The organism is Sulfitobacter sp. PS-8MA, from assembly GCF_040933935.1.
Lineage (GTDB): Bacteria > Pseudomonadota > Alphaproteobacteria > Rhodobacterales > Rhodobacteraceae > Sulfitobacter.
In genome coordinates, this window is the sequence record NZ_JBFQYJ010000002.1 from 151,556 (window position 1) to 175,231 (window position 23,676).

Sequence of the window (23,676 nt, forward strand, 5' to 3'; positions counted from 1 at the left end):
CAGCAGGGAGACCCCAATGAAGATCGCCTTTCAGATGGACCCGATTGGGGACGTGGACATCAATGCGGATAGCAGTTTCCGTCTTGCGGAAGAAGCACAGGCGCGGGGGCATTCGCTGTTCTTCTACTCTCCTGATCATCTTGCCTATCAAGAGGGGCGGATCACGGCGCGGGGGCATGATTTTACCGTCCAGCGCATCCAAGGCGAACATGCGCAGTTTGGCGAGGAACGCGAGGTTGATCTTGCGGATTTCGATGTGGTTTGGCTGCGTCAGGACCCGCCTTTCGACATGCATTACATCACATCGACGCATTTGCTGGACCGGCTGAAAGACAGCACTTTAGTGGTCAATGATCCGTTCTGGGTGCGCAATTACCCGGAAAAGCTCATGGTGCTGGATTTTCCGGACCTCACCCCGCCGACCACCATCGCCCGGGATCTTGACACGATCAAAGCGTTCAAGGCCAAACATGGGGATGTGATCCTCAAGCCGCTTTATGGCAATGGCGGGGCAGGGGTGTTCCGTCTGGATGCGAACGACCGCAATCTGACCTCGCTGCACGAATTGTTCACCGGCTTTTCGCGCGAACCTTTGATTGTGCAAAAGTTTCTCCCGGCCGTCTCGAAGGGGGACAAACGGGTGATCCTTGTGGATGGAGAGGCCGTCGGTGCGATCAACCGCGTGCCTGCGGCGGGCGAGACGCGGTCGAACATGCATGTCGGCGGGCGGCCTGAGAAGGTTGGTTTGACGAAGCGCGATCTTGAGATCTGCGCGGCCATTGGTCCGTTGCTCAAGGAAAAGGGTCAGATCTTCGTCGGCATCGACGTGATTGGCGACTATCTGACAGAGATCAACGTCACCTCCCCCACCGGCATTCAGGAGCTGGAGCGTTTTGACGGGGTGAATATCGCGGGCAAGATTTGGGAGGCGATCGAGGCGCGGCGCGGGTGAGCCTGCGCCGTCATCTGCTGAACCGCTATCTGCGCTGGACCGAGAAACCCTTGTTGTCGCGCGGATCGCCGCAATTGCTGCGGCGGGTTCTGGAGCTTCAGGCGCGGTTGTTTTTTCGCGGGCCGCGCGATGTGCGGGCGGTCTGGCGGACGTTGCCTAAGGGTCCGCGCGCCCTGTGGCTTGTCCCCTCGAACGCGGGCGCGCGGGTCATTCTTTACATCCACGGGGGCGGGTTTGTCTTTGGCAGCCCGCAGACCCATCAAGCCATGCTGGCGCGGCTCGCGTCGCGCAGCGCGGCGCGGGCGGTTTTGCCGACCTATGCGCGGGTGCCCGAGGCGCGCTTTCCCGAGGCGCTGGAGGATGTGCGCGCGGCTTGGGAGGCTTTGCGCGATTCAGGGATCGCGGCGCAGAATATCGTGATCGGCGGTGACAGTGCGGGCGGTGCTTTGGCCTTCAACCTCTTGGCGGAGCTTTGTCAGGAGGGGGGCGCGCTGCCGGCGGGTGTCTTTGGTCTGTCGCCATTGCTCGATATGACCTTTTCGGGGGCGAGCTTTCGCGAGAATGCCGGGCGGGACGTGCTGTTGCCGACTGAACGCGCGAGCGAAATGGCGCAGCTCTACCTGAACGGCAGGGACGCGAGAGACCCGCGCGCCAGTCCGCTGTTCGCTGATTTTTCGACTGCACCGCCGATCTGGCTCTGCGTCAGCGATAGCGAGATTTTACGGGATGACAGCCGCCGTCTGGCCGCGCGGCTCAAGGCGACAGAGGTGTCGGTGACCCTGCGCGAAGAGCATGATCTGCCCCATGTCTGGCCGCTTTTTCAAAACCATCTGCCCGAGGCGCAGGAGACGCTCACGGCGCTCGCCGCCTGGATCAGGACTTTGCCGCTTGCGCCAGACGACCGGCGGGATCGGGCAGGCGGAAACTGATCGCCTCGGCCATATGCGGGCGGCGGACCTCTGCCGCGCCGTCGAGGTCCGCGATGGTGCGGGCGACCCGCATGACCCGGTGGTAGCCTCGGGCCGAGAGGGCAAAGCGCTCCGCCGCGCGGAGCAGCAGGGCGCGGGCATCGCTGTCGGGACTGGCGATGCTGTCGAGCAAATCGCCCAGGGCATCGGCATTGGCGGACATCGTGGGGTGCTCGGCAAATCGGGCGGTTTGCCGGTCGCGGGCGGCACGCACACGGGCGCTGACCTCGGCTGACCCCTCGGCGCTTGGCGGCAGGTTCAGGTCGGTATAGCGCACGGGCGGCACGTCGACGCGCAGGTCGAAACGGTCCATCAGCGGGCCGGAAATGCGGCCCAGATAGTCTTCGCCGCAGGCCGGAACCCGCGCGCAGGCCCGGGCCGGGTCGGGAAGATAGCCGCATTTGCAGGGGTTCGCGGCGGCGACCAGCATGAATTTGCAGGGGTATTTTACATGGGCATTGGCGCGGGCGATCATCACTTCGCCGGTCTCTATCGGCTGGCGCAGGGTTTCCAGCACGGTGCGCGAGAATTCGGGAAACTCGTCCATGAAGAGCACACCGTTATGGGCGAGCGAGACCTCACCGGGCCGGGCGCGCCGACCGCCGCCGATGATCGCGGCCATGGAGGCGGTATGGTGTGGCTCGCGAAAGGGGCGCCCGCGCGAGATGCCGCCTTCGTCGAGCAGCCCCGCGAGCGAATGGATCATGGAGGTCTCAAGCGCTTCGATGGCCGTGAGGGGCGGCAGGATGCTTGGCAGGCAGGCGGCGAGCATGGATTTGCCCGAGCCCGGCGTGCCCACCATCATCAGGTGGTGACGCCCCGCGGCGGCGATTTCCAGCGCCCGTTTGGCGCGTTCCTGACCTTTCACATCCCGCAGATCACGGGAGGCAGAGGGGGGCGGCACCTCACCGGGTTCGGCGGGGGTGATCGGCACCTGCCCGGTATAGTGTCGCACCACGTCACCGAGGGTTTTGGCGGCGATGACCTGCGCCGCCCCGACCCATGCCGCCTCCGCCCCCGAGGCGGCGGGGCAGAGCAGGCTGCGGTCATGGGCGGCGGCGGCCATGGCGGCGGGCAGGGCGCCCACCACCGGGACCAACGTGCCATCGAGTGACAATTCGCCCAGGGCGACGACATTCTGGGTGACGTCATCGGGCAGGATATCAAGCGCAGAGAGAAGCGCCAGCGCGATAGGAAGGTCGAAGTGGCTGCCCTCTTTCGGCAGGTCCGCGGGGGATAGGTTCACCGTGATGCGTTTGGAGGGCAGGGCGATGGCCATGGCGCCAAGCGCGGTGCGCACCCGGTCGCGCGCCTCTGACACGGCCTTGTCCGGCAGGCCGACGATGGAGAAACCGGGCAGCCCCGCGGTCACGGCGCATTGCACCTCGACCATCCGGGCCTCGACCCCTTGAAATGCGACCGTATAGGCCCGCGCCACCATCGCTCATTCTCCTGCCCTGACGTGGTTAAGGATTAGGCAGGGTTTGTTTAGGATTGGTTAACGCGAAGGCGCTCAGGGCGCTTGGTTGATCCCGTGGATCTGCCACTGGCCGTCCGTGTGGCTCAGATGGGTGACCGAGAGATTGTCGATCTTATGGGCCATCGCGGCCAGAGGGTCGGTGCCGAGCGCCTGCTGGATCTGGGTCAGGATCACGCCGAAATGCGCGACGGCGATCACATGGGCCTGCGGATGGGCGGCGTTGATCCGGGCCACCACGGCATCGACCCGCGCCTTGGTCTGGTTCCAGCTTTCGCCCTCCGGGGCCACCACATCGCCCGGCCTCTCCCAATAGGCGCGGCTGAGCTCGGGGTCGCGGGCGGCGACCTCCTTGAAATGCAGCCCGTCCCATGCGCCAAAGTGCAGCTCGCGCAGGTCCTGCTCATTCGGCAGGCGCGCGCGGCTTGGCAGGGTCAGCGCATCGGCGGTGGTCACGGCGCGGCAAAGGTCTGACGAGACCAGCAGCGCCGCGCGCGGCAGATGTGCATTGAGCCGTGCAATCTGCGCCGCATCCGACAGATCAGCGGGCACATCGCGCCAGCCGACGAAGGTCTTCTCATGGGTTGGCCCGTGGCGCACCCAATGCCACACGGTCATGGAAGCTGCCCTTTCAGCACCTGTGGCAGACCCGCGATGACCTGCACCACCGCCTCCGCCTCGGCCGCCAGCGCGATGTTGAGCCGGCCCTGCGCCTCGCGGAACTGTCGCGCCATGGCGTTCTCGGGCACGATGCCCTGACCGACCTCATTCGACACGATGATCCAGGGGGTGGGACAGCGGCGCAGGGCCTGCAGCAGGTCGCTCTGCGCCTGCGCAAGATCCCGACCCTCCATCAGATGATTGCTCAGCCACATGGTCGCGCAATCGATCAGCGCAATCTCGCCACTGCTGAGCCGCGACAACGGTTCCGCGAGGTCAAGCGGACATTCAACCGTCCGCCAGCCGGCATCCCGCCGGGCGCGGTGGATCTTCACGCGTTCTTGAACTTCATCGTCCCAAATGCGCCCGGTGGCGAGGTAAGTCTTTCTTAAACCAGAGGAATTTGCCAGCGCCTCGGCCCATTGAGACTTCCCCGAAGCCGCGCCGCCTAGGGCAAAGGTATTTCTTGGCAACATCTTCTCACCAAATATTTGAACCAAATGGCATAGCTCTGCGTATCTCTCTCAACGGCGCATCACAAGCCAAGCCATGCTTTAAGGGGGATATCCAATATGTCATTGCAGACCGCACGCGAATTTTCACTTACCCGCACTGCCATGAAGGCCGAGTTGCTCGATGCGGATACGGAACTTGAGCTGGCCTATGCTTGGCGCGACCAGCGGGACGAGGCCGCGTTGCACCGTCTGATCACCGCCTACATGCGTCTGGCGATTTCCATGGCCGGCAAATTCAAGCGCTACGGCGCGCCGATGAACGATCTGATCCAAGAGGCGGGTCTGGGGCTAATGAAAGCCGCGGACAAATTTGACCCGGACCGGGGCGTGCGCTTCTCCACCTATGCGGTCTGGTGGATCAAGGCGAGCATTCAAGACCACGTCATGCGCAATTGGTCGATGGTGCGGACCGGCTCGACCTCCTCGCAGAAATCCCTGTTTTTCAACATGCGCCGGGTGCAGGCCCGGTTGGAGCGCGAAGCCTCCGCCATGGGCGAGACGCTCGACAAACACCAGCTGCGCCAGATGATCTCGACCGAGATTGGCGTGCCGCTGCATGACGTTGAGATGATGGAAGGCCGCCTGTCGGGCTCCGACTATTCGCTCAACGCGACCCAATCTGCCGAAGACGAGGGCCGCGAGTGGATCGAAGCGCTGGCCGATGAGAGCGCGCAGGCCGCCGAGCGGGTTGAGGAAGAGCATGACACCGCCCAGCTGCGCAACTGGTTGCTGACCGCGATGCAGGGGCTGTCGGAGCGCGAGCAGTTCATCGTCCGCGAGCGCAAACTGCGGGACCCCTCGCGCACTTTGGAAAGCCTTGGCGATGAGCTGAGCCTGAGCAAAGAGCGGGTGCGCCAGCTGGAGGCCGCGGCCTTTGGCAAGATGCGCAAGTCGCTTGAGATGCAATCGCGCGAGGTCTTTGCCTTCCTGGCCTGACCCTTTGCAACATCCCGCTGGGGCTGGCAGATCGCGGCCGCCCGGATTAAGGTCTCCCGAATGCAAACGGGGGGCCTTTATGCTGTCGGGCAAACATATTCTGTTGATCATCGGGGGTGGCATCGCCGCCTATAAATCGCTTGATCTGATCCGCCGCCTGCGCGAGCGCGGGGCGCGGGTGACCCCGGTGCTGACCCGCGCGGGAGAGGAGTTTGTCACCCCGCTTTCGGTTTCTGCCCTGACCGGCGTAAAGGTGTTTCGCGATCTCTTTGACCTCGGTGATGAGGCTGAGATGGGCCATATCCAGCTGAGCCGGGCTGCCGATCTTTTGGTGGTCGCCCCGGCCACGGCGGACCTCATGGCCAAGATGGCGCAGGGCGCGGCGAATGATCTGGCCTCCACGCTTCTTTTGGCCACCGATACGCCGGTACTGCTTGCCCCCGCGATGAACGTGCGCATGTGGCAGCATCCCGCAACGCAGCGCAATATCGCGACCCTGCGCGGCGATGGCGTCACCATGGTCGGCCCAAACGATGGCGACATGGCCTGTGGCGAGTTCGGCCCCGGGCGCATGGCCGAACCGCTGGAGATTGTCGCGGCGGTCGAGGCGCAGCTCGGGACGGGGCCGCTCAAAGGCAGACGTATCGTCGTCACCTCCGGCCCCACCCATGAGCCGATCGACCCGGTGCGCTATATCGCCAATCGTTCCTCGGGCGCGCAGGGCACGGCGATTGCGCGGGCACTTGCGGCTTTGGGGGCCGAGGTGGTCTTTGTCACCGGCCCGGCCGAGGTGCCGGCGCCCGAGGGCGTCAAAGTGGTGCCGGTGCAGACAGCGGCGGAGATGATGCAGGCGGTAGAGGCCGCCTTGCCCGCCGATGCAGGCATCTTTGCCGCGGCGGTGGCCGATTGGCGTGTCGAAGGGGCCAGCGACCGCAAGCTGAAGAAATCCAAAGATGGCCTGCCGGTGCTCTCCTTTGCCGAGAACCCCGACATTCTGAAAACCATCAGCCAGCGCAGCACGGGCCGTCCGCCGCTCGTCGTGGGTTTCGCCGCCGAGACCAATGACGTGCTGGCCCATGCCACCGCCAAACGCGCGCGCAAGGGCTGTGACTGGATCGTCGCCAATGATGTCTCCCCCGGCACCGGGATCATGGGCGGCAGCGAGAATGCGGTGACGCTGATCACCGGGGACGGTGCCGAGGATTGGCCGCGCATGGGCAAGGACGCCGTCGCCGCCCGGCTTGCCGACCGTATCGCCGCAGCGCTGGCCTGAAGGGGGGCACCATGACAACGATCAAACTCCGCTGGGCCGAGGGCGCAGACCAGAGCCTGCCGCCGCCCGCCTATGAGACCACCGGGGCCGCCGGGGCCGATCTGCGGGCCAATCTGCCCGGCGGCGCGGTGACTCTCGCCCCCGGCGCGCGGGCGCTGATCTCGACCGGGCTTATCATGGCGATTCCGCAGGGCTTCGAGGTGCAGGTCCGCCCGCGTTCCGGGCTGGCGCTGAAACATGGGCTTACGGTGATCAACAGCCCCGGCACGATCGACAGCGACTATCGCGGCGTGGTGGGGGTGATCCTCGGCAATACCGCGGCGGAAGCCTTCACGGTCGAGCATGGCATGCGCATCGCGCAGATGATTGTGGCGCCGGTGGTGCAGGCGGGGTTCGATCTGGCCGAGCGCCTCGACGAGACCGCGCGTGGCGCAGGCGGGTTCGGCTCGACGGGGGCGGCCTGATGGCAGCGGTTCTGATCATCGCGGCGGCGATCTGGTTTGGCGGCGGTCTGCTCGGCATGCCGCGCGGGCTGCGGGCGGGGCTGCTCGCGGTGATGTTTGTGGCCCTGCTGGCCTTGCATCTGGTCTTTCCGGCGGATCACCCGCTGCGCCTTGCCACGGGGGGCAGCGCGGCGCCTTGGCTGCTGCTGGCCGGCTTTGCCGCGCTGGTGGCGCTTTACCGCTCGGGTCTGTCGACCTTGCGGGCGCGGGCCACGCCTGAGACGGAACCGCAGGCCCCGGGCCGATTTTCGGACAGCGAGTTGAACCGCTACGCCCGCCACATCGTCTTGCGCGAGGTCGGCGGGGCAGGGCAGAAAGCGCTGAAGAACGCCAAGGTTCTGGTTGTCGGGGCGGGCGGCCTCGGCGCGCCCGCCCTGCAATATCTCGCCGCGGCGGGGGTGGGCACCATTGGGGTGATCGACGATGACGCGGTGGAAAACGCCAACCTGCAACGGCAGGTGATCCACAAGGACGCCGCCATCGGCATGCCCAAGGTCTTCTCGGCCCAAGCTGAAATGCTGGCACAGAACCCCCATGTCACCGTGCGCCCCTACCACCGCCGTTTGACCGATGACATCGCCGCCGATCTGGTGGCCGACTATGATCTGGTGCTCGACGGCACCGACAATTTCGACACCCGCTACCGGGTCAACGCCGCCTGCGTCGCGGCCGGCGTGCCGCTGATCTCGGGCGCGCTCAGCCAATGGGAGGGGCAGCTCAGCGTCTTTGATCCGGCCCGTGGCGCGCCCTGCTATCGCTGCATATTTCCCGAAGCGCCCGCCGCGGGGCTTGCGCCCTCCTGCGCCGAGGCGGGGGTGATCGGCCCGCTGCCCGGCGTGATCGGCACGATGATGGCGCTGGAGGCGGTCAAGCTGATCACCGGCGCGGGCAGCGTGCTGCGCGGGCAGATGATGATCTATGACGGGCTCTATGGCGAAAGCCGCCAGATCGCGATCGCCCGGCGAAAGGGCTGCGAAACCTGCGGCGGGTGATTGCAAGTCCTCCTCCCGCGCCCCATCTTGGGCGCAAAGGAGACTTTCATGACAAACCCGCTGCTGGCCGATTGGGACACCCCCTTCGGCATCGCCCCCTTTGACCGTATTTCCGACGACGATTTCGCCCCCGCGCTGCAAGAGGCGCTGGCCGCCCACCGGGCCGAGATTGACGCGATTGCCAATAACCCTGACGCGCCCAGCTTCGCCAATACGATCGAGGCGCTTGAGGCCTCCGGCCAGGCGCTCGACAAGGTGCTGAGCGTGTTCTTCACCGTCGCCGGGGCCGACAGCACCCCGACGCGCGAGGCCTTGCAGCGGGAGTTCTCACCAGAGCTGGCGGCGCATCAATCGGCGATTTCGGGCAATGAGGCGCTCTTTGCCCGGATCGCGGCGGTCTGGGCGGCGCGCGACGGCTTGGACCTGACCGATGAGCAGGCCCGGGTCCTGATGCTGACCCACCGCGGTTTCGTTCGCGCAGGGGCCGCGCTGACCGGAGAGGCCGCCAAACGCATGAAGGAGATCAAGGCGCGGCTGGCGGTCTTGGGCACGCAGTTCACCCAGAACCTGCTGGCGGATGAGCGCGACTGGTTCATGCCGCTGGGCGAAGGCGACCTGACCGGCCTGCCGGATTTCGTGGTCGACACGGCCCGCGCGGCGGGAGAGGAAAAGGGCGCAGATGGCCCGGTGGTGACGCTCTCGCGCTCGCTGATCGTGCCCTTCCTGCAATTCTCCGACCGGCGTGATCTGCGCGAGAAAGCCTTTCGCGCATGGGAAGCGCGCGGGGCGAATGGCGGCGAGACCGACAACCGCGCGATTGCCGCCGAAACGCTGGCCCTGCGCAAGGAACGCGCGGCGCTGCTCGGCTATGACAATTTCGCGGCCTATAAGCTGGAAACCGAGATGGCCAAGACCCCGGACGCGGTGCGCGACTTGCTGATGTCGGTCTGGAAGCCCGCCAAAGCGCAGGCCGATGCCGATGCCGAGGTGCTGACCGCATTGATGCAGGAAGACGGTGTGAACGGCCCGCTGGAGCCCTGGGATTGGCGCTACTACGCCGAGAAACGCCGGGCGGCGGAGCATGATCTCGATGAGGCGGCGCTGAAACCCTATTTCCAGCTCGACCGAATGATCGACGCGGCCTTTGACTGTGCCAAGCGGCTGTTCGGTCTGGAATTTGCCCCCCTCGACGTGCCGCTCTACCACCCCGACTGCCGGGCCTGGGAGGTGACGCGGGGCGGGGACCATGTGGCGGTCTTCATCGGCGATTACTTCGCCCGCGGCTCGAAACGCTCGGGCGCCTGGTGTTCGGCGATGCGGGCGCAGGCGAAGTTCCCGCGCGAACAGTCCCCGGTGGTGATCAACGTCTGCAACTTTGCCAAGGGCGATCCGGCGCTGCTGTCCTATGACGACGCGCGCACGCTGTTTCACGAATTCGGCCATGCGTTGCACCAGATGCTCTCGGATGTGACCTATGAAAGCGTCAGCGGCACCTCCGTGGCGCGGGACTTTGTGGAATTGCCGAGCCAGCTTTATGAGCATTGGCTGGACCAGCCCGAGGTGCTCGAAAAATTCGCCACCCATGCCAAGACGGGTGCGCCGATGCCGCGCGAGATGCTCGACAAGGTGCTCAAGGCGGCGACCTTCGACATGGGGTTTCAGACGGTCGAATACATCGCTTCGGCGCTGGTCGATCTGGAGTTTCATGATGGCGCGCCGCCCGCCGATCCGATGGCGAAACAGGCCGAGGTTCTGGACGGCATCGGCATGCCGCAGGCGATCCGGATGCGCCATGCCACGCCGCAGTTCGCGCATGTCTTTTCGGGCGACGGCTATTCCAGCGCTTACTACAGCTACATGTGGTCCGAGGTGATGGACGCCGATGCCTTTGCCGCTTTCGAGGAAGCAGGCGGTGCCTTTGACGCGGAGCGGGCAGAAGCGCTGGAGACCCATATCCTTTCGACCGGCGGCAGCCGCGATCCGGCAGAGCTTTACACCGCCTTCCGGGGCCGTTTGCCGGGGGTGGAAGCGCTGCTCAAGGGGCGCGGCTTGGCCGCCTGAACGCGGGGCCGGGGGTCAATACCCCCGGTCGCGGTCCACCACATGCAGCAAAGGCTCCCCGGCCTCGCTGCGGCGGATGTTCTCGGCGATCACCTCTGACGCCGTGTCATTGCGCGTCGCCGCCGCGATATGCGGGGTCACGGTGACATTGGGATGCGCCCAATAGGGGTGGTCCTCGGGCAGGGGCTCGACCCGGAAGACATCCAGCGTCGCATGGGCGATCTGGCCGCTGTCGAGTGCGGCGAGCAGCGCGTCGTCGTCGATCAGCGGGCCGCGTCCGGGGTTGATGATGAACGCACCCTTGGGCATCTGCGCCAATGTCTCGGCGTTGAGCACATTCTGCGTGGCGGGCGTGTCGGGCATCAGCAGCACGGCGATCTCGGCGCGCTTAAGCGCCTCGGTCAGACCTTCGTCACCATGCAGGCAGCGCAGGCCCTCAATCTGCTTTTCACTACGCGACCAGCCGGTCACGTCGAAGCCCAGACCCACCAGCGCCTCGGTCACCGCCTGACCAAGCGCGCCGATGCCCAGTACCGCCACGCCGCGTTCGCGGGCCAGCGGCGGGGTGCGCGGCTCCCATTTGGCGTCCTTGCGCAGGATGTCGGTATCCATCCCCAGATGATGGCGCAGCACATGGCCCGCACACCATTCGACCATGCCGTGGGTCAGGCCGAAGTCGACCATACGGGTCAGGGGGATTTTCAGGGTCTCATTGCCGGTGATATTCTCCACCCCGGCCCAGAGGTTCAGCACCGCCTTGGCGCGGGTATAGGGGGTGAAATCCTGCAAGTCGCTGTTCGGCGCATAGACGATATAATCAACCTCTTCGGGCGCAAATTCGGTGTCGAGCTTGAAATCCTGCCCCGGCAGCGCCTCTGTCAGCGCGTCGGTCAGCGGTTGCCTATAGCCCGCCCAGCGTTCGGCTTTGGCGGCAAAAAGAATATTGATCGTCATAAATTACCTCGGTCTATGAACATGTGCCGATTGCACCAGGCCAAAGGCCAAGAGCAGCACCAACATGGCCGAGCCACCGTAGCTCACCATCGGCAGCGGCACGCCCACCACCGGGGCCAGCCCCATGACCATCGACATGTTGACGGCGAAAAACAGAAAGAAATTGAGCGCGATGCCCAGTGTCAGCAGACTGGCAAAACGGTCCTTGTTCTTGACCGCCGAGACCACGCAGAACAGGATGATCAGCGCATAGAGGCACAAGAGCGACACGCCGCCGACAAAGCCAAACTCTTCGGCCAATGTGGTGAAGATAAAGTCGGTGTGTTTTTCCGGCAGGAAGTTCAGCCGCGATTGCGTGCCCTGCATATAGCCGCGCCCGGACCAGCCGCCCGAGCCAAGCGCGATCTTGGACTGGGTGATGTGATAGCCTGCGCCCAAGGGGTCTTGGCTGGGGTCGATGAACGTATCGATGCGCCGATATTGATAGTCCTTGAGCAATTGCCACGGCGTGCCGCGCGATTGGAACACCGCCGTGACCAGTCCGATGGCGGCGGCGATGACGGCGGCAAAATAGGCCCAATGCACACCGGCGAGGAACATCAGCCCGCCCCCCGCCGTCAGCAGCAAGATCGAGGTGCCGAGATCGGGCTGTTTCAGCACCAGCGCGGTCGGCACCAGAATGATCAGAATGGGCAGCAGCACCCAAAAGGGGCGCGAGACTTTCTTGACCGGGAGCCAGTCGTAATAGGCGGCCAGAAACAGGACCAGCGTGATCTTCATCAATTCCGAGGGCTGCAAGCGCATGAAGCCAATGTCGATCCAGCGCTGCGCCCCCATGCCGACGGAGCCGAAAAGCTCCACTGCGACCAGCAGCATCAGCGTCCCGCCATAGGCTACCCCGGCAAGGTTGCGCCAAAGCCAGATCGGCACCATGCCGACCGAGAACATGATCGCGAGCCCAAGGCCAAACCGCTTGATCTGCGGCTCGGCCCAGGGGGAGAACGACCCGCCCGCGACGGAATAGAGCATCAGAAAGCCAATCCCCGCGACCGAGGTCAGCAAGATCGCCAGCGGCCAGTTCATGAACAGGATCTTGCGCAGCCCGGTGGGGACGGATTTGACCGTATGTTCAAGATAGCTCATGCCTGATCCTCACCCTCTGACGCGGCGACGGTGCCGGGGGCCAGATCGCGGAGCTTTTCCTGCTGGGTCTTGATCCGGCCGCGGTCAGATTTCGGATAGGCGTCAAGCGGGGGCTCGCCCCCGGCCATGGCCTGCAATATCACATCCCGCGCGATGGGGGCCGCCGCGGTGGAGCCGCCGCCGCCATGTTCGACCAGCACGGCGACCGCATAGCGCGGTTTGTCGAAAGGTGCGAAGCCGACGAAAAGCGCGTGGTCGCGGCGTTCCCATGGCAGGTCTGCGTTGCGGGTCACCCCGCGGGCGCGTTCGGCGGCGGTGATGTTGCGGACCTGACTGGTGCCGGTCTTGCCCGCCATGCGCATCGTGTCGTCGATGATCCGGCTGCGGTAGCCGGTGCCGCGCCGGTCATTGACCACGTCATACATCGCCTTGCGCACCTGCCGCATGTGGTTCTCGTTCAGCCCCATCGGCGCCCCGGCGCCGCTGGGCTGTTCCACCCCGTCGATGGATTTGATCAGCCGCGGGTCCACCGCGCGGCCGGTGGCGATCCGGGCGGTCATGATCGCCAGTTGCAGCGGCGAGGCAAGGTTGAACCCCTGTCCGATGGAGGCGTTAACCGTGTCGCCCACGACCCATTCCTCGCCCCGCGCCGCGCGTTTCCATTGTTTCGTGGGCGTCAGCCCCCCGGCGACCGAAGACAGCGCCAGATCATGTTTCACGCCCAGGCCAAAGCGGTTGGCCATGGCGGTGATCTTTTCGATCCCGACTTTCACGGCCAGATCGTAGTAATAGACGTCACAGGATTGCTTGAGCGACTGCTGCAGATCGACCCAGCCATGGCCGGCGCGTTTCCAACAGTGAAAACGCCGCCCCGCGACTTCCAGATGGCCGGGGCAATAGGCGGTATCGTCGGGGGTGACGATGCCCTCTTCGATGGCGGCCAGCGCCACGATCATCTTGAAGGTCGAGCCGGGCGGGTAGGTGCCCTGCACCGGTTTGTTGACCAGCGGGCGGTATTTGGAATTCAGCAGCGGGTTGTAATCGGCCGAAGAAATCCCGCCGATAAAGAGGTTCGGGTCATAGCTGGGCGAGGAGGCCAGCGCGGCGAGGTCGCCGTTCTCGCAGTCGATAATCACCACGGCGGCGCTTTCTTCGCCCAGACGGGCCTGCACATAGCGTTGCAGATTGGCATCCACCGTCAGTTGCAGATCGGCCCCGGCCTGACCCTCGCGCCGCTCCAGCTCGCGCATCACGCGGCCGGTCGCGTTGACCTCGACATTCTTGGTCCCGGCACTGCCGCGCAGCAGGCTTTCGGCGCGGGCCTCGACATTAATCTTGCCAATCTGAAAGCGCGGGATGCGCAGCACCTGATCGGGGTCTTCCAGCGCGTCCAGATCCGCTTGGCTGACGCGGCCCACCCGGCCCACCACATGGGCGAAGTCTTCGCTGCGCGGATAGACGCGGGTGAGGCCCACCTCGGGCGTGACACCGGGCAGGGCAGGGGCGTTGACGCTGACTTTGCTGACGACCTCCCAGCTCACGTCATCGACGATGGTCACCGGCAGGAAGGGGGCGGAGCGGGCCATTTCGGCCAGCGCGCGTTCGCGGGCTTCCGGATCAATCTCGATGACCTGCGCCAGACGGTCCATGACCTTTTCCACATCGCCCGCATCCTCGCGCACCATGACGATGCGGTAGGAGGGGACATTCTCGGCCAGTTGCAGCCCGTTGCGGTCAAAAATCTCACCCCGCGCGGGGGGGATCAGGCGGATGTTGATGCGGTTCTCTTCGGCCAGCAGGCGGAACTGATCGGCCTGATCGACCTGAAGGTAGCGCATCCGCGCCGCCAGCCCGCCCATGAACAGCAGCTGCGCCCCGCCCAGCAGCGCCGCGCGGCGGGTCAGTTTAAGGTGGCTTGCGTCATTGTCAGCGCGGTTGCGTCTCATTCCAGCGGCCTCCGTTCAAACCCGTTTGCCATGCGCATCAAGATCGCCCGGCGCGGTTTTGCGCACGCCCATGATAGCATGGGTGACAAAGACGATCAGCGGATAGATCACGACGGTTGCGACCAGTTCGGTCAGGTTCAGCGTCCAGGTCGGGGTCGGCAAGAGCGCCAGACCCAAGAGCAGCCTGTTGCCCAGGATCACGAGGCTCAGCACCACCGCGACGGTCAGCCATTCGGCAGCGAAGCTGGCGTCGCGCAGATGCCGCCCCCGCGACTTGAGGTTCTCGACCCCGATCAGGGCCAGCACGGCCCAAAGACCGGGCGGGCGGTGCAGCAGCAGATCGGCCAGCAGGAAAACCCCGGCCAAGATCAGCGCCGGCACATATTCCGGCCGCCGCAGCCCCCAGGCACAGGCAAAGGCCAAAAGCAGGTCCGGCCCGGCCCAGCTGCGCGGCAGGGTTTCGAGCGGCAGGAGGTGAAAGAAAAGGATCACCAGGACCAGCGCGACGAAACCGCCCCGCATGAGCCACAGACGGCTGCGCGACAGATCGGTCATGGGGTGATCCCCACCGGGGCCGCCGGATCGGCCAGCGGCCCGTCCGAGGTGATCACATGCGCGGTGTCAGGCACTTCCTCATGGCCATGGTGGCGCAGCACGCGCAGGAACTCAAGCCGCTCATAATCCGCCGCCAGACGCACCCGCAGACGCCCGCCCGGATCGGCGGCAACCTGTCCGATCAGAATGCCCGCCGGAAAGACCCCGCCATCGCCAGAGCTGATCACCCGGTCGCCGGGGCGGACCAATTCGGGGTTCTCGATAAAATCAAGCGGCGGGGCGGCGGTGTTGTCACCGGTCACCATGGCGCGCTGGCCCGAGGGTTGGATCGTTGCCGGGATGCGGCTTGAGGCGTCGGTCAGCAGGATCACCCGGGCGGTGTTCTTGCCCACGCCGGCGATGCGTCCGACAAGGCCGATACCGTCCATCGTGGCCCAGCCTTCGACCAGCCCATCGCGCGCGCCGACGTTCAGCAGCACCGATTGCCGATAGGGCGAGCCGCTGTCGGCCATCACGGTGCCGGTGATAAAGGTCAGCCGCGGGTCGAGCCGCACGTTGTTCAAATCCAGCAGCCGCGCGTTTTCCTGCTCCAGTTGCAGGGCGGCTTCTTTCCACGCCTGCATCTGGCGCAGTTCCGAGCGCAGCTCGCGGTTCTGTTCGTTCAGCCGCTGATAGCTTTGGAAATCGCGCAACAGGTTGATCGTGCCGGTCACCGGGGCCATGGCCCAGTCGAGGTTCGGCACGAAACGGTCCGTCACCTGGGCGCGAAACCGTTCCACCCGCGGGCTGTCGATCCGCCACAGCAGAAAGACACCGGTCAGGGCCAGCACCAGCACAGCCAGAAGCAGCCGACGCAGGGGGCCGGTGAAATCGCTGGAACTGGACCGGTCTCTGGCCATCTGTGCTGAAACTCCCACCCGGTCAGGCGGGGCGTTGTCGCCGCGTGCCGGGTCTGGCTACTCTGCCAGTGTTAACTCTCGTAATCGATCGCGTGGCGCAGTTGCTTTTCATACTCCAGCGCCTTGCCGGTGCCGAGGGCCACGCAGTTGAGCGGCTCATCCGCGACCGAGATCGCAAGCCCGGTCTGTTCGCGCAGGGCGAGGTCCAAGTCCCCCAGAAGCGCGCCGCCCCCGGTGAGCATCACGCCCCGGTCAACAATGTCAGCGGCGAGGTCGGGCGGGGTGGTCTCCAGCGCGGTCATCACCGCTTCGCAGATCTGCTGCACCGGCTCGGCCAGCGCCTCGGCGATCTGGGCCTGGGTGACTTCGATCTCTTTCGGGACACCGTTCAGCAGGTCGCGGCCCCGGATCTGCATCGAGGTGCCGCGCCCGTCGTCGGGCATCCGCGCCGTGCCGATGGAGGTTTTCACCCGCTCGGCGGTGGTCTCCCCGATCAGCAGGTTCTGCTGGCGGCGCAGGTAGTTGATGATGCCTTCGTCCATCCGGTCACCACCGACGCGGACCGAGCGGGCATAGACGATATCGCCCAGCGACAGCACCGCGACTTCGGTGGTGCCGCCGCCGATGTCCACGACCATATTGCCGGTGGGATCGGTGATCGGCATGCCGGCCCCGATGGCGGCGGCGATCGGTTCGGCGATCAGCCCCGCGCGGCGCGCGCCCGCGCTCAGCACCGACTGGCGAATGGCGCGTTTTTCTACCGGGGTGGCGCCATGCGGCACGCAGACGATGATCTTGGGCTTGGAGAAGGTCGAGCGTTTGTGCACCTTGCGAATGAAATGCTTGATCATCTCCTCGGCGGTGTCGAAATCGGCGATGACCCCTTCGCGCATCGGGCGGATCGCCTCGATGCTGCCCGGTGTCCGGCCCAGCATCAGCTTGGCGTCTTCGCCCACGGCGAGCACTTTCTTGACGCCGTCCTTGACGTGGTAGGCGACGACCGAAGGTTCGCTCAGCACGATGCCCTTACCCTTGACGTAAACCAGCGTATTCGCGGTGCCGAGGTCGATCGCCATGTCAGAGGAGAACAGACCGCGGAATTGATCGAGGATGGTCATAGAATAGCGGAGCCTTGCAAATATTCGGACGGACCCGGCGCATGCAATATGTACGGGCTATTGGCCCTTATAGGACGCGCGGGGTCAGGGTGAAAGGGGCAAGGCGGCAAAGGTGGCGCGATATTGCCATCGCGCTATCATGCAGAGCGAGATTCACGGGGATTCAGGACGGAGGTCAGCGGCAACATGCAGAAAATCCAGACACTCGGGGTGCATCATATCACCCTCACCGGGGTAGACCGGCAAAGCTCGATTGACTTCTGGGAGGGGGTCTTGGGCATGCCTTTTGTCTTTGACCAGCCCAATCTGGACAATCCGGATGAGGGCCATCTTTACTTCGATCCCGGCGATGGGCGTTTGATCACGATCTTTACCAATGAGACCCGGGAGCGGGTCCACAAGCGCACGCCGACGGACCCCGGCTGCGTGCATCATCTGGCGTTCGAGGTGGACCGCGCGATGTTCGACCAGACCATCGAGCGGCTGGAGGCGCGGGGCATCGGGCATTCGGGGGTAAAGGATCGCGGCTTCATGCATTCGATCTATTTCAAAGACCCGCTGGGGCTGTTGATCGAACTGGCCTGCTATACGTTCATTCCCCCGCGCGGATCGAGCCATGCCGAGGTAATGCTGGAGGCGCATAAGCTGCGGGTGGCGGCGGGAGATGAGCATATCCAGCGCCAGCATCTGGCGGATGCCACGGTGATGATCGTGGAGCGGGGGCAGGCGTCGCTGAGCGAGGATCGCGGGGCGAAGAACCCGTATTGAGGGGGGCGGCGCGTAGGTAAGCCGCAGACGCTGACCCTCTTTCCCGACGGTTCCCTTTGCCACCGGGCCCGGAATCAAGCCGCAGGCGCCGGGCCATCGCCTGCCCGCCCGTCACGCCATAGGCGTGCCGATATACACTGGCGCACCTTTGGTGCGACCGGGCAGCCGATTTGGTGAGGCTGGGCGTAACCTCGCGAGCGCACATCATGGTTGAACCATAAAGTGGCACGACGCGCTTGTCGGATCGCCAACCCGCGGGCAGGCGCTGGCCCTCGTTCATTATGGCTTCTGGTGTTACAAGCCCGCAGGTAGCTGTGCAAAGGGGGCAGACCGTCTTTCCCGATGGTTTCCCATGCCGCCTTGCCCGGAATTAAACCGCAGGTGCCTGCCCGCCCGTCACGCCAAAGGCGTGCCATCATTCAAGGCGCACCTTTGGTGCGACCGGGTAGGCGATTTGGTGAGGCTGGGCGCGACAATGCGAACACAGATCATGGTTGAGCCATAAAGTGGCGGCGACATGAGGTCGGATCGCCGACCCGCGGGCAGGCGATGGCCCTCAGGAGAAAAGGGCGGGGTCTTACCCCCGCCCCATCCCTCAGCCAACGTCTTTATAGTTGATCTCGCGCTTGTCCGTGCCGCCCTTCTCGCGCCGCACCAGCAGGCGGTTCAGCGCATGCACATAGGCCCGCACACTCGCCACAACCGTATCGGTATCCGCCGACTGCCCGGTCACGATGCGGCCCTCTTCCTCCATCCGCACCGACACCGTCGCCTGCGCGTCGGTGCCTTCGGTTACCGCATGGACCTGATAAAGCTGCAAACGCGCCGTATGTGGCACCAGCGCCTTGATGCAGTTGAAGGCCGCATCCACCGGGCCATCGCCGGTCTGGCTGGTCGCCTGCGCCGCGCCATCCACGTCAAGCACCATATCCGCGCTCTGCGGACCTTCGGTGCCGCAAACCACTTTCAGCGATTTCAGACGAATGCGGTCTTCTTCGGGGTCGGTCGCCGTGCGCATCAGCGCGATAAGGTCGTCTTCGTAGATTTCCTTCTTGCGGTCGGCCAATTCCTTGAACCGGACAAAGACATCCTTGAGCTGGTTGTCGCCCAGCTCAAAGCCAAGGTCTTCCAACTTGGACCGCAGCGCCGCACGGCCCGAATGTTTGCCCATGACGATATTGGTCTCAGTGAGGCCGACATCCGCAGGGCGCATGATCTCGAAGGTCTCGGCGTTCTTCAGCATCCCGTCCTGGTGGATGCCGCTCTCATGGGCAAAGGCGTTCTTGCCGACGATGGCCTTGTTGAACTGCACCGCGAAGCCCGAGACCGTCGCCACCCGGCGCGAGATGTTCATGATCTTGGTGCTGTCGATGCGCGTCTCATAGGGCATGATGTCATTGCGCACCTTCAGCGCCATGACGACCTCTTCCAGCGCGGTATTGCCTGCCCGTTCGCCGAGACCGTTGATGGTGCATTCCACCTGCCGGGCCCCCGCTTCGACAGCGGCGAGGCTGTTGGCCGTCGCCATGCCCAGATCGTTGTGGCAATGGGTGGCAAAGACGATCTCGTCGGCGCCCGGCACATTCTCCAGCAGCTTGGCGATCAGATCGGCGCTTTCGCGCGGCGCGGTATAGCCCACGGTGTCGGGGATGTTGATTGTGGTGGCCCCGGCCTTGATGGCGATCTCCACGACCCGGTAGAGGTAATCGAGCTCGGTCCGCGTGGCGTCCATCGGCGACCATTGCACATTGTCGCAGAGGTTGCGGGCGTGGCTCACCGTCTCATGAATGCGGTCGGCCATCTCATCCTGGGTCAGGTTCGGAATGGCGCGGTGCAGGGGCGAGGTGCCGATGAAAGTGTGAATGCGCGGCTGGCGGGCATGTTTCACCGCCTCCCAGCAGCGGTCGATGTCGCCCAGCTGGGCGCGGGCCAACCCGCAGATCACGGCATTCTGGCTCTGGCGGGCGATCTCGCTCACCGCGTTGAAGTCACCTTCCGAAGCGATGGGAAAACCCGCCTCGATAATGTCGACGCCCATCTCATCCAGAAGCTGCGCGATCTCCAGCTTCTCGGCATGGGTCATCGTCGCCCCGGGGGATTGTTCGCCATCCCGCAAGGTGGTGTCAAAAATCAGCACACGGTCCTGTTTCGTCATATCGGTCATCCTGGGTTCTTTCTTTGCTGGTATCCATGGCGCGCAACACATCCCTCTGAGCGGGCGCGCCGAAGGGCACGCTCAGAGGCGCGTTAGGAGCAGCAAGTTGGCGCGCAGCAGGCCCGCGCAGTCGCGCGGCAGGGTCGGGATATGGACGGCCTGTGTCATAGGGGTAGTTATACGCCCGTCTTTTCAAATGAAAAGGGGTCTTGCGGGTTTTGTTTGCCCCAGCGTCAGCGCCGCCTATTTCCACTGAAAGCGGAGGGCATTTTCGGCGTGCATCATTCTCGACATCAGACGCAGGCGCAGCGGCGGTGAGCGCGCGGGTGCTTGTCATCGGCGCCAGTGGCGGCATTGGCGCAGCGCTCGCCCAAGCCTGCCGGGCGCGGGGGGAGGAGGTGACCACTTTGTCGCGTTCGGACGACGGGCTGGACCTTATGGACGAGGTTTCAGTCAATGCGGCGATGGCGCGGCTGAGCGGCCCTTTCGACGCGGTGATCGTCGCCACCGGTGCGTTGGAGATCGACGGGGGGGCGCCGGAAAAGTCGCTCCGTGCCATCACCCAGAAAGCGATGATGGATCAATTCGCGCTGAACGCGGTCGGCCCGGCTTTGGTACTGCGCCATGCGGGCGCATTGCTGCCGCGCGACCGGCGGGCGGTATTCGCCGTGCTCTCGGCGCGGGTGGGTTCTATTGGCGACAACCATCTGGGCGGCTGGATCAGCTACCGCAGCGCCAAGGCGGCGGTGAACCAGATCGTGCATACGGCGGCCATTGAGCTCAGCCGCAGCCACCCGCAAAGCATCTGCGTGGCGCTGCACCCCGGGACGGTCAAGACCGCCTTTACCGAGAAATACCTGCACCGCCACCCGGCGGTTCCGGCCTCTGAAGCGGCGGCGAATTTGCTGGCCGTGATCGACGGGCTGACCCCAAAGGACAGCGGCGGTTTCTACGACTGGGCGGGAAAGACGGTGCCATGGTAAGCCGGCTCATCCTTGTCCTGGGCGATCAACTGACCGCGGAGCTCTCGGCCCTGCGCGAGGCGAATAAGACGCGCGATGTGGTGGTCATGGCCGAGGTGGCGCAGGAGGCGGAATATGTCCGCCACCACCCCAAGAAAATCGCGCTGGTCTTTGCCGCCATGCGTAAATTCGCCCGCGCCTTGGAAGCCGAGGGCTGGACCCTGCGTTATACCCCGCTGGACGATCCCGAGAACGCGGGCTCGATCATGGGTGAATTGCTGCGCCGCGCCGAAGAGACCGGCGCAACCGAGGTGATCGCGACAGAGCCGGGCGAATGGCGGCTGATCGAAAAGCTCACCCATGCGCCGATCCCCACGCGCCTGCTGCCGGATGATCGTTTCATCGCCAGCCGCAAGCGGTTCGAGGATTGGGCCGAGGGGCGCAAGGCGCTCAGGATGGAGTATTTCTACCGCGAGATGCGCCGCGAGACCGGGTTGCTGATGGAGGGCGGCGACCCGGCGGGCGGGAAATGGAACTTTGACCACGACAACCGCAAACCGCCGAAAGAGGGGTTGGATTTTCCAGCCCCAATCACTTTTACCCCCGATGCCGAGACCCAAGCGGTGCTGGACCTTGTGGCCGCGCGCTATGGCGATAATTTCGGTGATCTGGAGCCTTTCGATCTGGCCACCACCCGCGATCAGGCGTTGCAAGTGCTGGCGCATTTCATCACCCACGCCCTGCCGCGTTTTGGCGATTATCAGGACGCGATGATGGTGGGGCAGCCCTATCTCTTTCACGCGCTGATCTCGCCCTATATGAACCTCGGCCTGCTCGGCCCGATGGAGGTCTGCCGCGCGGCGGAACAGGCTTGGCAGAACGGGAATGTGCCGATCAATGCCGCCGAAGGCTTTATCCGCCAGATTCTCGGCTGGCGCGAATATGTGCGCGGCATCTATTTCCTCGAAGGGCCGGACTATGTGACCCGCAACGCGCTGCGCCATGACCGGGATCTGCCCGCTTTCTACTGGGGCGCGCCGACGCAGATGAACTGCGTCAGCCAGACTGTCGCGCAGACCCGGAAACACGCCTATGCGCATCACATCCAGCGGCTGATGGTCACCGGTAACTTTGCCCTGCTGGCCGGGGGCCACCCGCATCAGGTCCATGAATGGTATCTGGAGGTCTATGCCGACGCCTATGAATGGGTCGAGGCGCCCAATACCGTGGGGATGAGCCAGTTTGCCGATGGCGGTGTGATCGCCTCGAAACCCTATGTTTCATCAGGCGCCTATATCAACCGCATGTCGGATTACTGCAAAAGCTGCACCTATAGCGTCAGCGCCAAGACGGGGAAGAAGGCCTGCCCGTTCAACCTGCTCTACTGGCATTTCCTCGACCGGCACCGGGACCGTTTTCAGGGCAATATGCGGATGAAGAACAGCTATGCGACATGGGACCGGATGGAGGCCGACCGGCGTGAAACCGTGCTGCGCGAGGCGGAAGCCTGGTTGAAACGGCTCGACGCGGGCGAGACGGTCTGACCCTAGCTGTCCTGCGGGGGGTGGGCCTCCTGGCTGTCGCGCGGCGCCTCAGTCCGGTCGAACATGCCGTAGTCGCGGATCACATGGGCGATGCGCAGGTGGTAATCGGTGAATATGCCCGCCCGCCCGGCCTGTTGCGCGCCGCGATGGGCGGTAAGCTGCCGCCACGCCTGCACCGCCTCTTCATCGCGAAAGAAGGAGAGGGAGAGCAGTTTGTCGGGGTCGGTCAGGCTCTGGAACCGTTCGACCGAGATGAAACCGTCGATCTCATCCAGCAGCGGGCGCATCTCGGCGGCGATGTCGAGATAGTCATTGCGGCGGTCCGGGTCGGGGAAGACTTCAAAGATAACGGCGATCATGGGCGGCTCCTCTGCTGTTGCGGGCAGCTTAGGCATATTCACCTGCCGCCGCAGCAGGAAACAGCGCATGAAAAAGGCCCGGAGAATGCTCTCCGGGCCGTCCTGAATGCGATCTGCGCGGTTTAGCGTACAACGTCGACGATCAGGTTCGTCTCATTGTCCACCAGCACGGTGGCGCCGTTGATGTTGACATAGCGGTATTCGGATTCCGGCACCGCATAGGTCTCAACCGTGGTCGGGATGCCCGCGCCGACAACGACTTCGCCGTCAAGATACACGGTTTCGACCGGGTTCTCGCGGACGTAGGTTATCGTTTTCTCATCCGGTTCCGCTGCTGCGGAGCCTGCCGCACCGCCCAGAATGCCACCGGCCACGATGCCACCGACAGGGCCACCCACGGCCGCGGCGGTCAGCGCACCCAGCGTGGCGCCAGCAGTCGCCCCTGCGGTTTCATTGCGAGCCGTGCCTTCCGGGTCTTCATAGGTCACGGTGCCGATTTCGATGCTTGCGGGGCGTTCGGTCAGGGCCACGGCCTGGTCTTCAACTTCCACAGCCAAATAGTCGGAATAGGACCAGCCCTGGGTGCCGTCGAAATTCACCTGGCACCAGGAGGCGCTGTCAAGGCAGCCTTCGACCATGGCGGCTTTGCCACCCGGGATGACGCCGACGATGTCATACTGTGGGCCGGGGCCCGACCGCACGTTGAGGTCCGTTGCTGCAATGGCCTCGGCCGTCTGCGCATAGACCGGTGCCGCGGCACCCAGAGCGATTGCAGAGACCATTCCGAGTTTCATGATATTCATCTCGATATCCTTTCTTTCCGCAGCGCGGCCCCCCAAGAGGATGCCCGCGCCGCCAGTTGCGCGTCGTGCCATGAAAACACCAGCATTGCGGGAAGGTTCCGCGCCCTTGCTGGCGATTTGCGCGGGGCGGGGA

The 23,676-nt window shown here is 64.6% G+C and carries 22 protein-coding genes; 10 read left to right on the top strand and 12 right to left on the bottom strand.

Annotated features, from left to right (window positions below; translation table 11 throughout):
- The first annotated feature begins 16 nt into the window (after positions 1-16).
- A complete protein-coding gene (gshB, locus tag AB4M76_RS00850; RefSeq protein WP_368439964.1) occupies positions 17-952 on the top strand; it encodes a glutathione synthase in 936 nt (311 codons plus the stop codon).
- Positions 949-1,881 (top strand): alpha/beta hydrolase, encoded by a 933-nt coding sequence (locus tag AB4M76_RS00855; protein ID WP_368439965.1) that lies wholly within the window; start codon positions 949-951, stop codon positions 1,879-1,881. The genes gshB and AB4M76_RS00855 overlap by 4 nt, the downstream gene beginning before the upstream one ends.
- Here the strand turns inward: AB4M76_RS00855 and AB4M76_RS00860 are convergent.
- From AB4M76_RS00860 to cobU, 3 genes are all read right to left on the bottom strand, one after another.
- Positions 1,826-3,361 carry a YifB family Mg chelatase-like AAA ATPase gene (locus AB4M76_RS00860; RefSeq protein WP_368439966.1) on the bottom strand — a complete coding sequence of 512 codons (1,536 nt, stop codon included), beginning with the start codon at positions 3,359-3,361 and terminating at the stop codon, positions 1,826-1,828. The genes AB4M76_RS00855 and AB4M76_RS00860 overlap by 56 nt on opposite strands.
- A 72-nt stretch (positions 3,362-3,433) precedes the next feature.
- Positions 3,434-4,015 carry a histidine phosphatase family protein gene (locus AB4M76_RS00865; RefSeq protein ID WP_368439967.1) on the bottom strand — a complete coding sequence of 194 codons (582 nt, stop codon included), beginning with the start codon at positions 4,013-4,015 and terminating at the stop codon, positions 3,434-3,436.
- Complete coding sequence (gene cobU, locus AB4M76_RS00870; protein WP_368439968.1) at positions 4,012-4,533, bottom strand: bifunctional adenosylcobinamide kinase/adenosylcobinamide-phosphate guanylyltransferase; 522 nt, start codon at positions 4,531-4,533, stop codon at positions 4,012-4,014. Before cobU ends, AB4M76_RS00865 begins: the two co-directional genes overlap by 4 nt.
- 96 nt (positions 4,534-4,629) lie before the next feature.
- On the opposite strand from cobU, the gene AB4M76_RS00875 reads away from it, so the two are divergent.
- The 5 genes from AB4M76_RS00875 (at position 4,630) to AB4M76_RS00895 (ending at position 10,337) form a co-directional block, all read left to right on the top strand.
- Positions 4,630-5,508, top strand: a complete 879-nt coding sequence (locus AB4M76_RS00875) for an RNA polymerase factor sigma-32 (RefSeq protein ID WP_368439969.1) — start codon at positions 4,630-4,632, stop codon at positions 5,506-5,508.
- Positions 5,509-5,587: 79 nt separating this feature from the next.
- A complete protein-coding gene (gene coaBC / locus AB4M76_RS00880; protein WP_368439970.1) occupies positions 5,588-6,781 on the top strand; it encodes a bifunctional phosphopantothenoylcysteine decarboxylase/phosphopantothenate--cysteine ligase CoaBC in 1,194 nt (397 codons plus the stop codon).
- Between the two features lie 11 nt (positions 6,782-6,792).
- A complete protein-coding gene (gene dut / locus AB4M76_RS00885; protein ID WP_368439971.1) occupies positions 6,793-7,245 on the top strand; it encodes a dUTP diphosphatase in 453 nt (150 codons plus the stop codon).
- Positions 7,245-8,276: a ThiF family adenylyltransferase gene (locus AB4M76_RS00890; protein WP_368439972.1), complete on the top strand. Its 1,032-nt coding sequence runs from the start codon at positions 7,245-7,247 to the stop codon at positions 8,274-8,276. The genes dut and AB4M76_RS00890 overlap by 1 nt, the downstream gene beginning before the upstream one ends.
- A 48-nt stretch (positions 8,277-8,324) precedes the next feature.
- The gene (locus AB4M76_RS00895; protein ID WP_368439973.1) at positions 8,325-10,337 is read left to right on the top strand and encodes a M3 family metallopeptidase; all 2,013 of its coding nucleotides are present in this window, start codon (positions 8,325-8,327) and stop codon (positions 10,335-10,337) included.
- A gap of 15 nt (positions 10,338-10,352) precedes the next feature.
- Here the strand turns inward: AB4M76_RS00895 and AB4M76_RS00900 are convergent, their stop codons facing one another.
- The 6 genes from AB4M76_RS00900 to AB4M76_RS00925 all read right to left on the bottom strand — a co-directional run bounded on the left by AB4M76_RS00900 (position 10,353) and on the right by AB4M76_RS00925 (position 16,952).
- The gene (locus tag AB4M76_RS00900) at positions 10,353-11,291 is read right to left on the bottom strand and encodes a 2-hydroxyacid dehydrogenase (RefSeq protein ID WP_368439974.1); all 939 of its coding nucleotides are present in this window, start codon (positions 11,289-11,291) and stop codon (positions 10,353-10,355) included.
- Positions 11,292-11,294: 3 nt separating this feature from the next.
- A complete protein-coding gene (gene rodA / locus AB4M76_RS00905; protein WP_368439975.1) occupies positions 11,295-12,434 on the bottom strand; it encodes a rod shape-determining protein RodA in 1,140 nt (379 codons plus the stop codon).
- Positions 12,431-14,380 (bottom strand): penicillin-binding protein 2, encoded by a 1,950-nt coding sequence (gene mrdA, locus AB4M76_RS00910; protein WP_368439976.1) that lies wholly within the window; start codon positions 14,378-14,380, stop codon positions 12,431-12,433. The genes rodA and mrdA overlap by 4 nt, the downstream gene beginning before the upstream one ends.
- 15 nt (positions 14,381-14,395) lie before the next feature.
- Positions 14,396-14,935, bottom strand: coding sequence for a rod shape-determining protein MreD (locus AB4M76_RS00915; protein ID WP_368439977.1), 540 nt, complete (start codon positions 14,933-14,935; stop codon positions 14,396-14,398).
- Positions 14,932-15,834, bottom strand: a complete 903-nt coding sequence (gene mreC / locus AB4M76_RS00920; RefSeq protein WP_174857948.1) for a rod shape-determining protein MreC — start codon at positions 15,832-15,834, stop codon at positions 14,932-14,934. The genes AB4M76_RS00915 and mreC overlap by 4 nt, the downstream gene beginning before the upstream one ends.
- A gap of 71 nt (positions 15,835-15,905) precedes the next feature.
- Positions 15,906-16,952: a rod shape-determining protein gene (locus AB4M76_RS00925; RefSeq protein WP_368439978.1), complete on the bottom strand. Its 1,047-nt coding sequence runs from the start codon at positions 16,950-16,952 to the stop codon at positions 15,906-15,908.
- A 186-nt stretch (positions 16,953-17,138) separates the two neighbouring features.
- Between AB4M76_RS00925 and AB4M76_RS00930 the strand changes: the two genes are divergently transcribed.
- Positions 17,139-17,720 (top strand): VOC family protein, encoded by a 582-nt coding sequence (locus tag AB4M76_RS00930; RefSeq protein WP_368439979.1) that lies wholly within the window; start codon positions 17,139-17,141, stop codon positions 17,718-17,720.
- A gap of 595 nt (positions 17,721-18,315) precedes the next feature.
- Here AB4M76_RS00930 and AB4M76_RS00935 read toward each other — a convergent pair.
- Complete coding sequence (locus AB4M76_RS00935; RefSeq protein ID WP_368439980.1) at positions 18,316-19,884, bottom strand: 2-isopropylmalate synthase; 1,569 nt, start codon at positions 19,882-19,884, stop codon at positions 18,316-18,318.
- Between the two features lie 305 nt (positions 19,885-20,189).
- Between AB4M76_RS00935 and AB4M76_RS00940 the strand changes: the two genes are divergently transcribed.
- Both AB4M76_RS00940 and AB4M76_RS00945 read left to right on the top strand, forming a co-directional pair.
- Positions 20,190-20,858: an SDR family NAD(P)-dependent oxidoreductase gene (locus AB4M76_RS00940; RefSeq protein WP_368439981.1), complete on the top strand. Its 669-nt coding sequence runs from the start codon at positions 20,190-20,192 to the stop codon at positions 20,856-20,858.
- The gene (locus AB4M76_RS00945; protein WP_368439982.1) at positions 20,852-22,381 is read left to right on the top strand and encodes a cryptochrome/photolyase family protein; all 1,530 of its coding nucleotides are present in this window, start codon (positions 20,852-20,854) and stop codon (positions 22,379-22,381) included. The genes AB4M76_RS00940 and AB4M76_RS00945 overlap by 7 nt, the downstream gene beginning before the upstream one ends.
- A 2-nt stretch (positions 22,382-22,383) precedes the next feature.
- Here the strand turns inward: AB4M76_RS00945 and AB4M76_RS00950 are convergent, their stop codons facing one another.
- Together AB4M76_RS00950 and AB4M76_RS00955 are read right to left on the bottom strand one after the other, a co-directional pair.
- On the bottom strand, positions 22,384-22,740 hold the full coding sequence (locus AB4M76_RS00950; protein WP_368439983.1) for an antibiotic biosynthesis monooxygenase: 357 nt from the start codon (positions 22,738-22,740) through the stop codon (positions 22,384-22,386).
- 122 nt (positions 22,741-22,862) lie between these two features.
- Entirely contained in the window at positions 22,863-23,543 is a 681-nt protein-coding gene (locus AB4M76_RS00955; RefSeq protein WP_368439984.1) for a DUF1236 domain-containing protein, read from the bottom strand.
- Positions 23,544-23,676: the final 133 nt, after the last annotated feature.

Bases quoted from the DNA above. Each gene is read 5' to 3' on its own strand.
- AB4M76_RS00925 (WP_368439978.1), bottom strand. From the start codon at position 16,952: ATGACCATCCTCGATCAATTCCGCGGTCTGTTCTCCTCTGACATGGCG.
- AB4M76_RS00895 (WP_368439973.1), top strand. From the start codon at position 8,325: ATGACAAACCCGCTGCTGGCCGATTGGGACACCCCCTTCGGCATCGCC.
- AB4M76_RS00915 (WP_368439977.1), bottom strand. From the start codon at position 14,935: ATGACCGATCTGTCGCGCAGCCGTCTGTGGCTCATGCGGGGCGGTTTC.
- mrdA (WP_368439976.1), bottom strand. From the start codon at position 14,380: ATGAGACGCAACCGCGCTGACAATGACGCAAGCCACCTTAAACTGACC.
- AB4M76_RS00875 (WP_368439969.1), top strand. From the start codon at position 4,630: ATGTCATTGCAGACCGCACGCGAATTTTCACTTACCCGCACTGCCATG.
- AB4M76_RS00865 (WP_368439967.1), bottom strand. From the start codon at position 4,015: ATGACCGTGTGGCATTGGGTGCGCCACGGGCCAACCCATGAGAAGACC.
- rodA (WP_368439975.1), bottom strand. From the start codon at position 12,434: ATGAGCTATCTTGAACATACGGTCAAATCCGTCCCCACCGGGCTGCGC.
- cobU (WP_368439968.1), bottom strand. From the start codon at position 4,533: ATGTTGCCAAGAAATACCTTTGCCCTAGGCGGCGCGGCTTCGGGGAAG.
- AB4M76_RS00950 (WP_368439983.1), bottom strand. From the start codon at position 22,740: ATGATCGCCGTTATCTTTGAAGTCTTCCCCGACCCGGACCGCCGCAAT.
- dut (WP_368439971.1), top strand. From the start codon at position 6,793: ATGACAACGATCAAACTCCGCTGGGCCGAGGGCGCAGACCAGAGCCTG.
- AB4M76_RS00955 (WP_368439984.1), bottom strand. From the start codon at position 23,543: ATGAATATCATGAAACTCGGAATGGTCTCTGCAATCGCTCTGGGTGCC.
- AB4M76_RS00860 (WP_368439966.1), bottom strand. From the start codon at position 3,361: ATGGTGGCGCGGGCCTATACGGTCGCATTTCAAGGGGTCGAGGCCCGG.
- gshB (WP_368439964.1), top strand. From the start codon at position 17: ATGAAGATCGCCTTTCAGATGGACCCGATTGGGGACGTGGACATCAAT.
- AB4M76_RS00900 (WP_368439974.1), bottom strand. From the start codon at position 11,291: ATGACGATCAATATTCTTTTTGCCGCCAAAGCCGAACGCTGGGCGGGC.
- AB4M76_RS00890 (WP_368439972.1), top strand. From the start codon at position 7,245: ATGGCAGCGGTTCTGATCATCGCGGCGGCGATCTGGTTTGGCGGCGGT.
- AB4M76_RS00935 (WP_368439980.1), bottom strand. From the start codon at position 19,884: ATGACCGATATGACGAAACAGGACCGTGTGCTGATTTTTGACACCACC.
- mreC (WP_174857948.1), bottom strand. From the start codon at position 15,834: ATGGCCAGAGACCGGTCCAGTTCCAGCGATTTCACCGGCCCCCTGCGT.
- coaBC (WP_368439970.1), top strand. From the start codon at position 5,588: ATGCTGTCGGGCAAACATATTCTGTTGATCATCGGGGGTGGCATCGCC.
- AB4M76_RS00930 (WP_368439979.1), top strand. From the start codon at position 17,139: ATGCAGAAAATCCAGACACTCGGGGTGCATCATATCACCCTCACCGGG.
- AB4M76_RS00945 (WP_368439982.1), top strand. From the start codon at position 20,852: ATGGTAAGCCGGCTCATCCTTGTCCTGGGCGATCAACTGACCGCGGAG.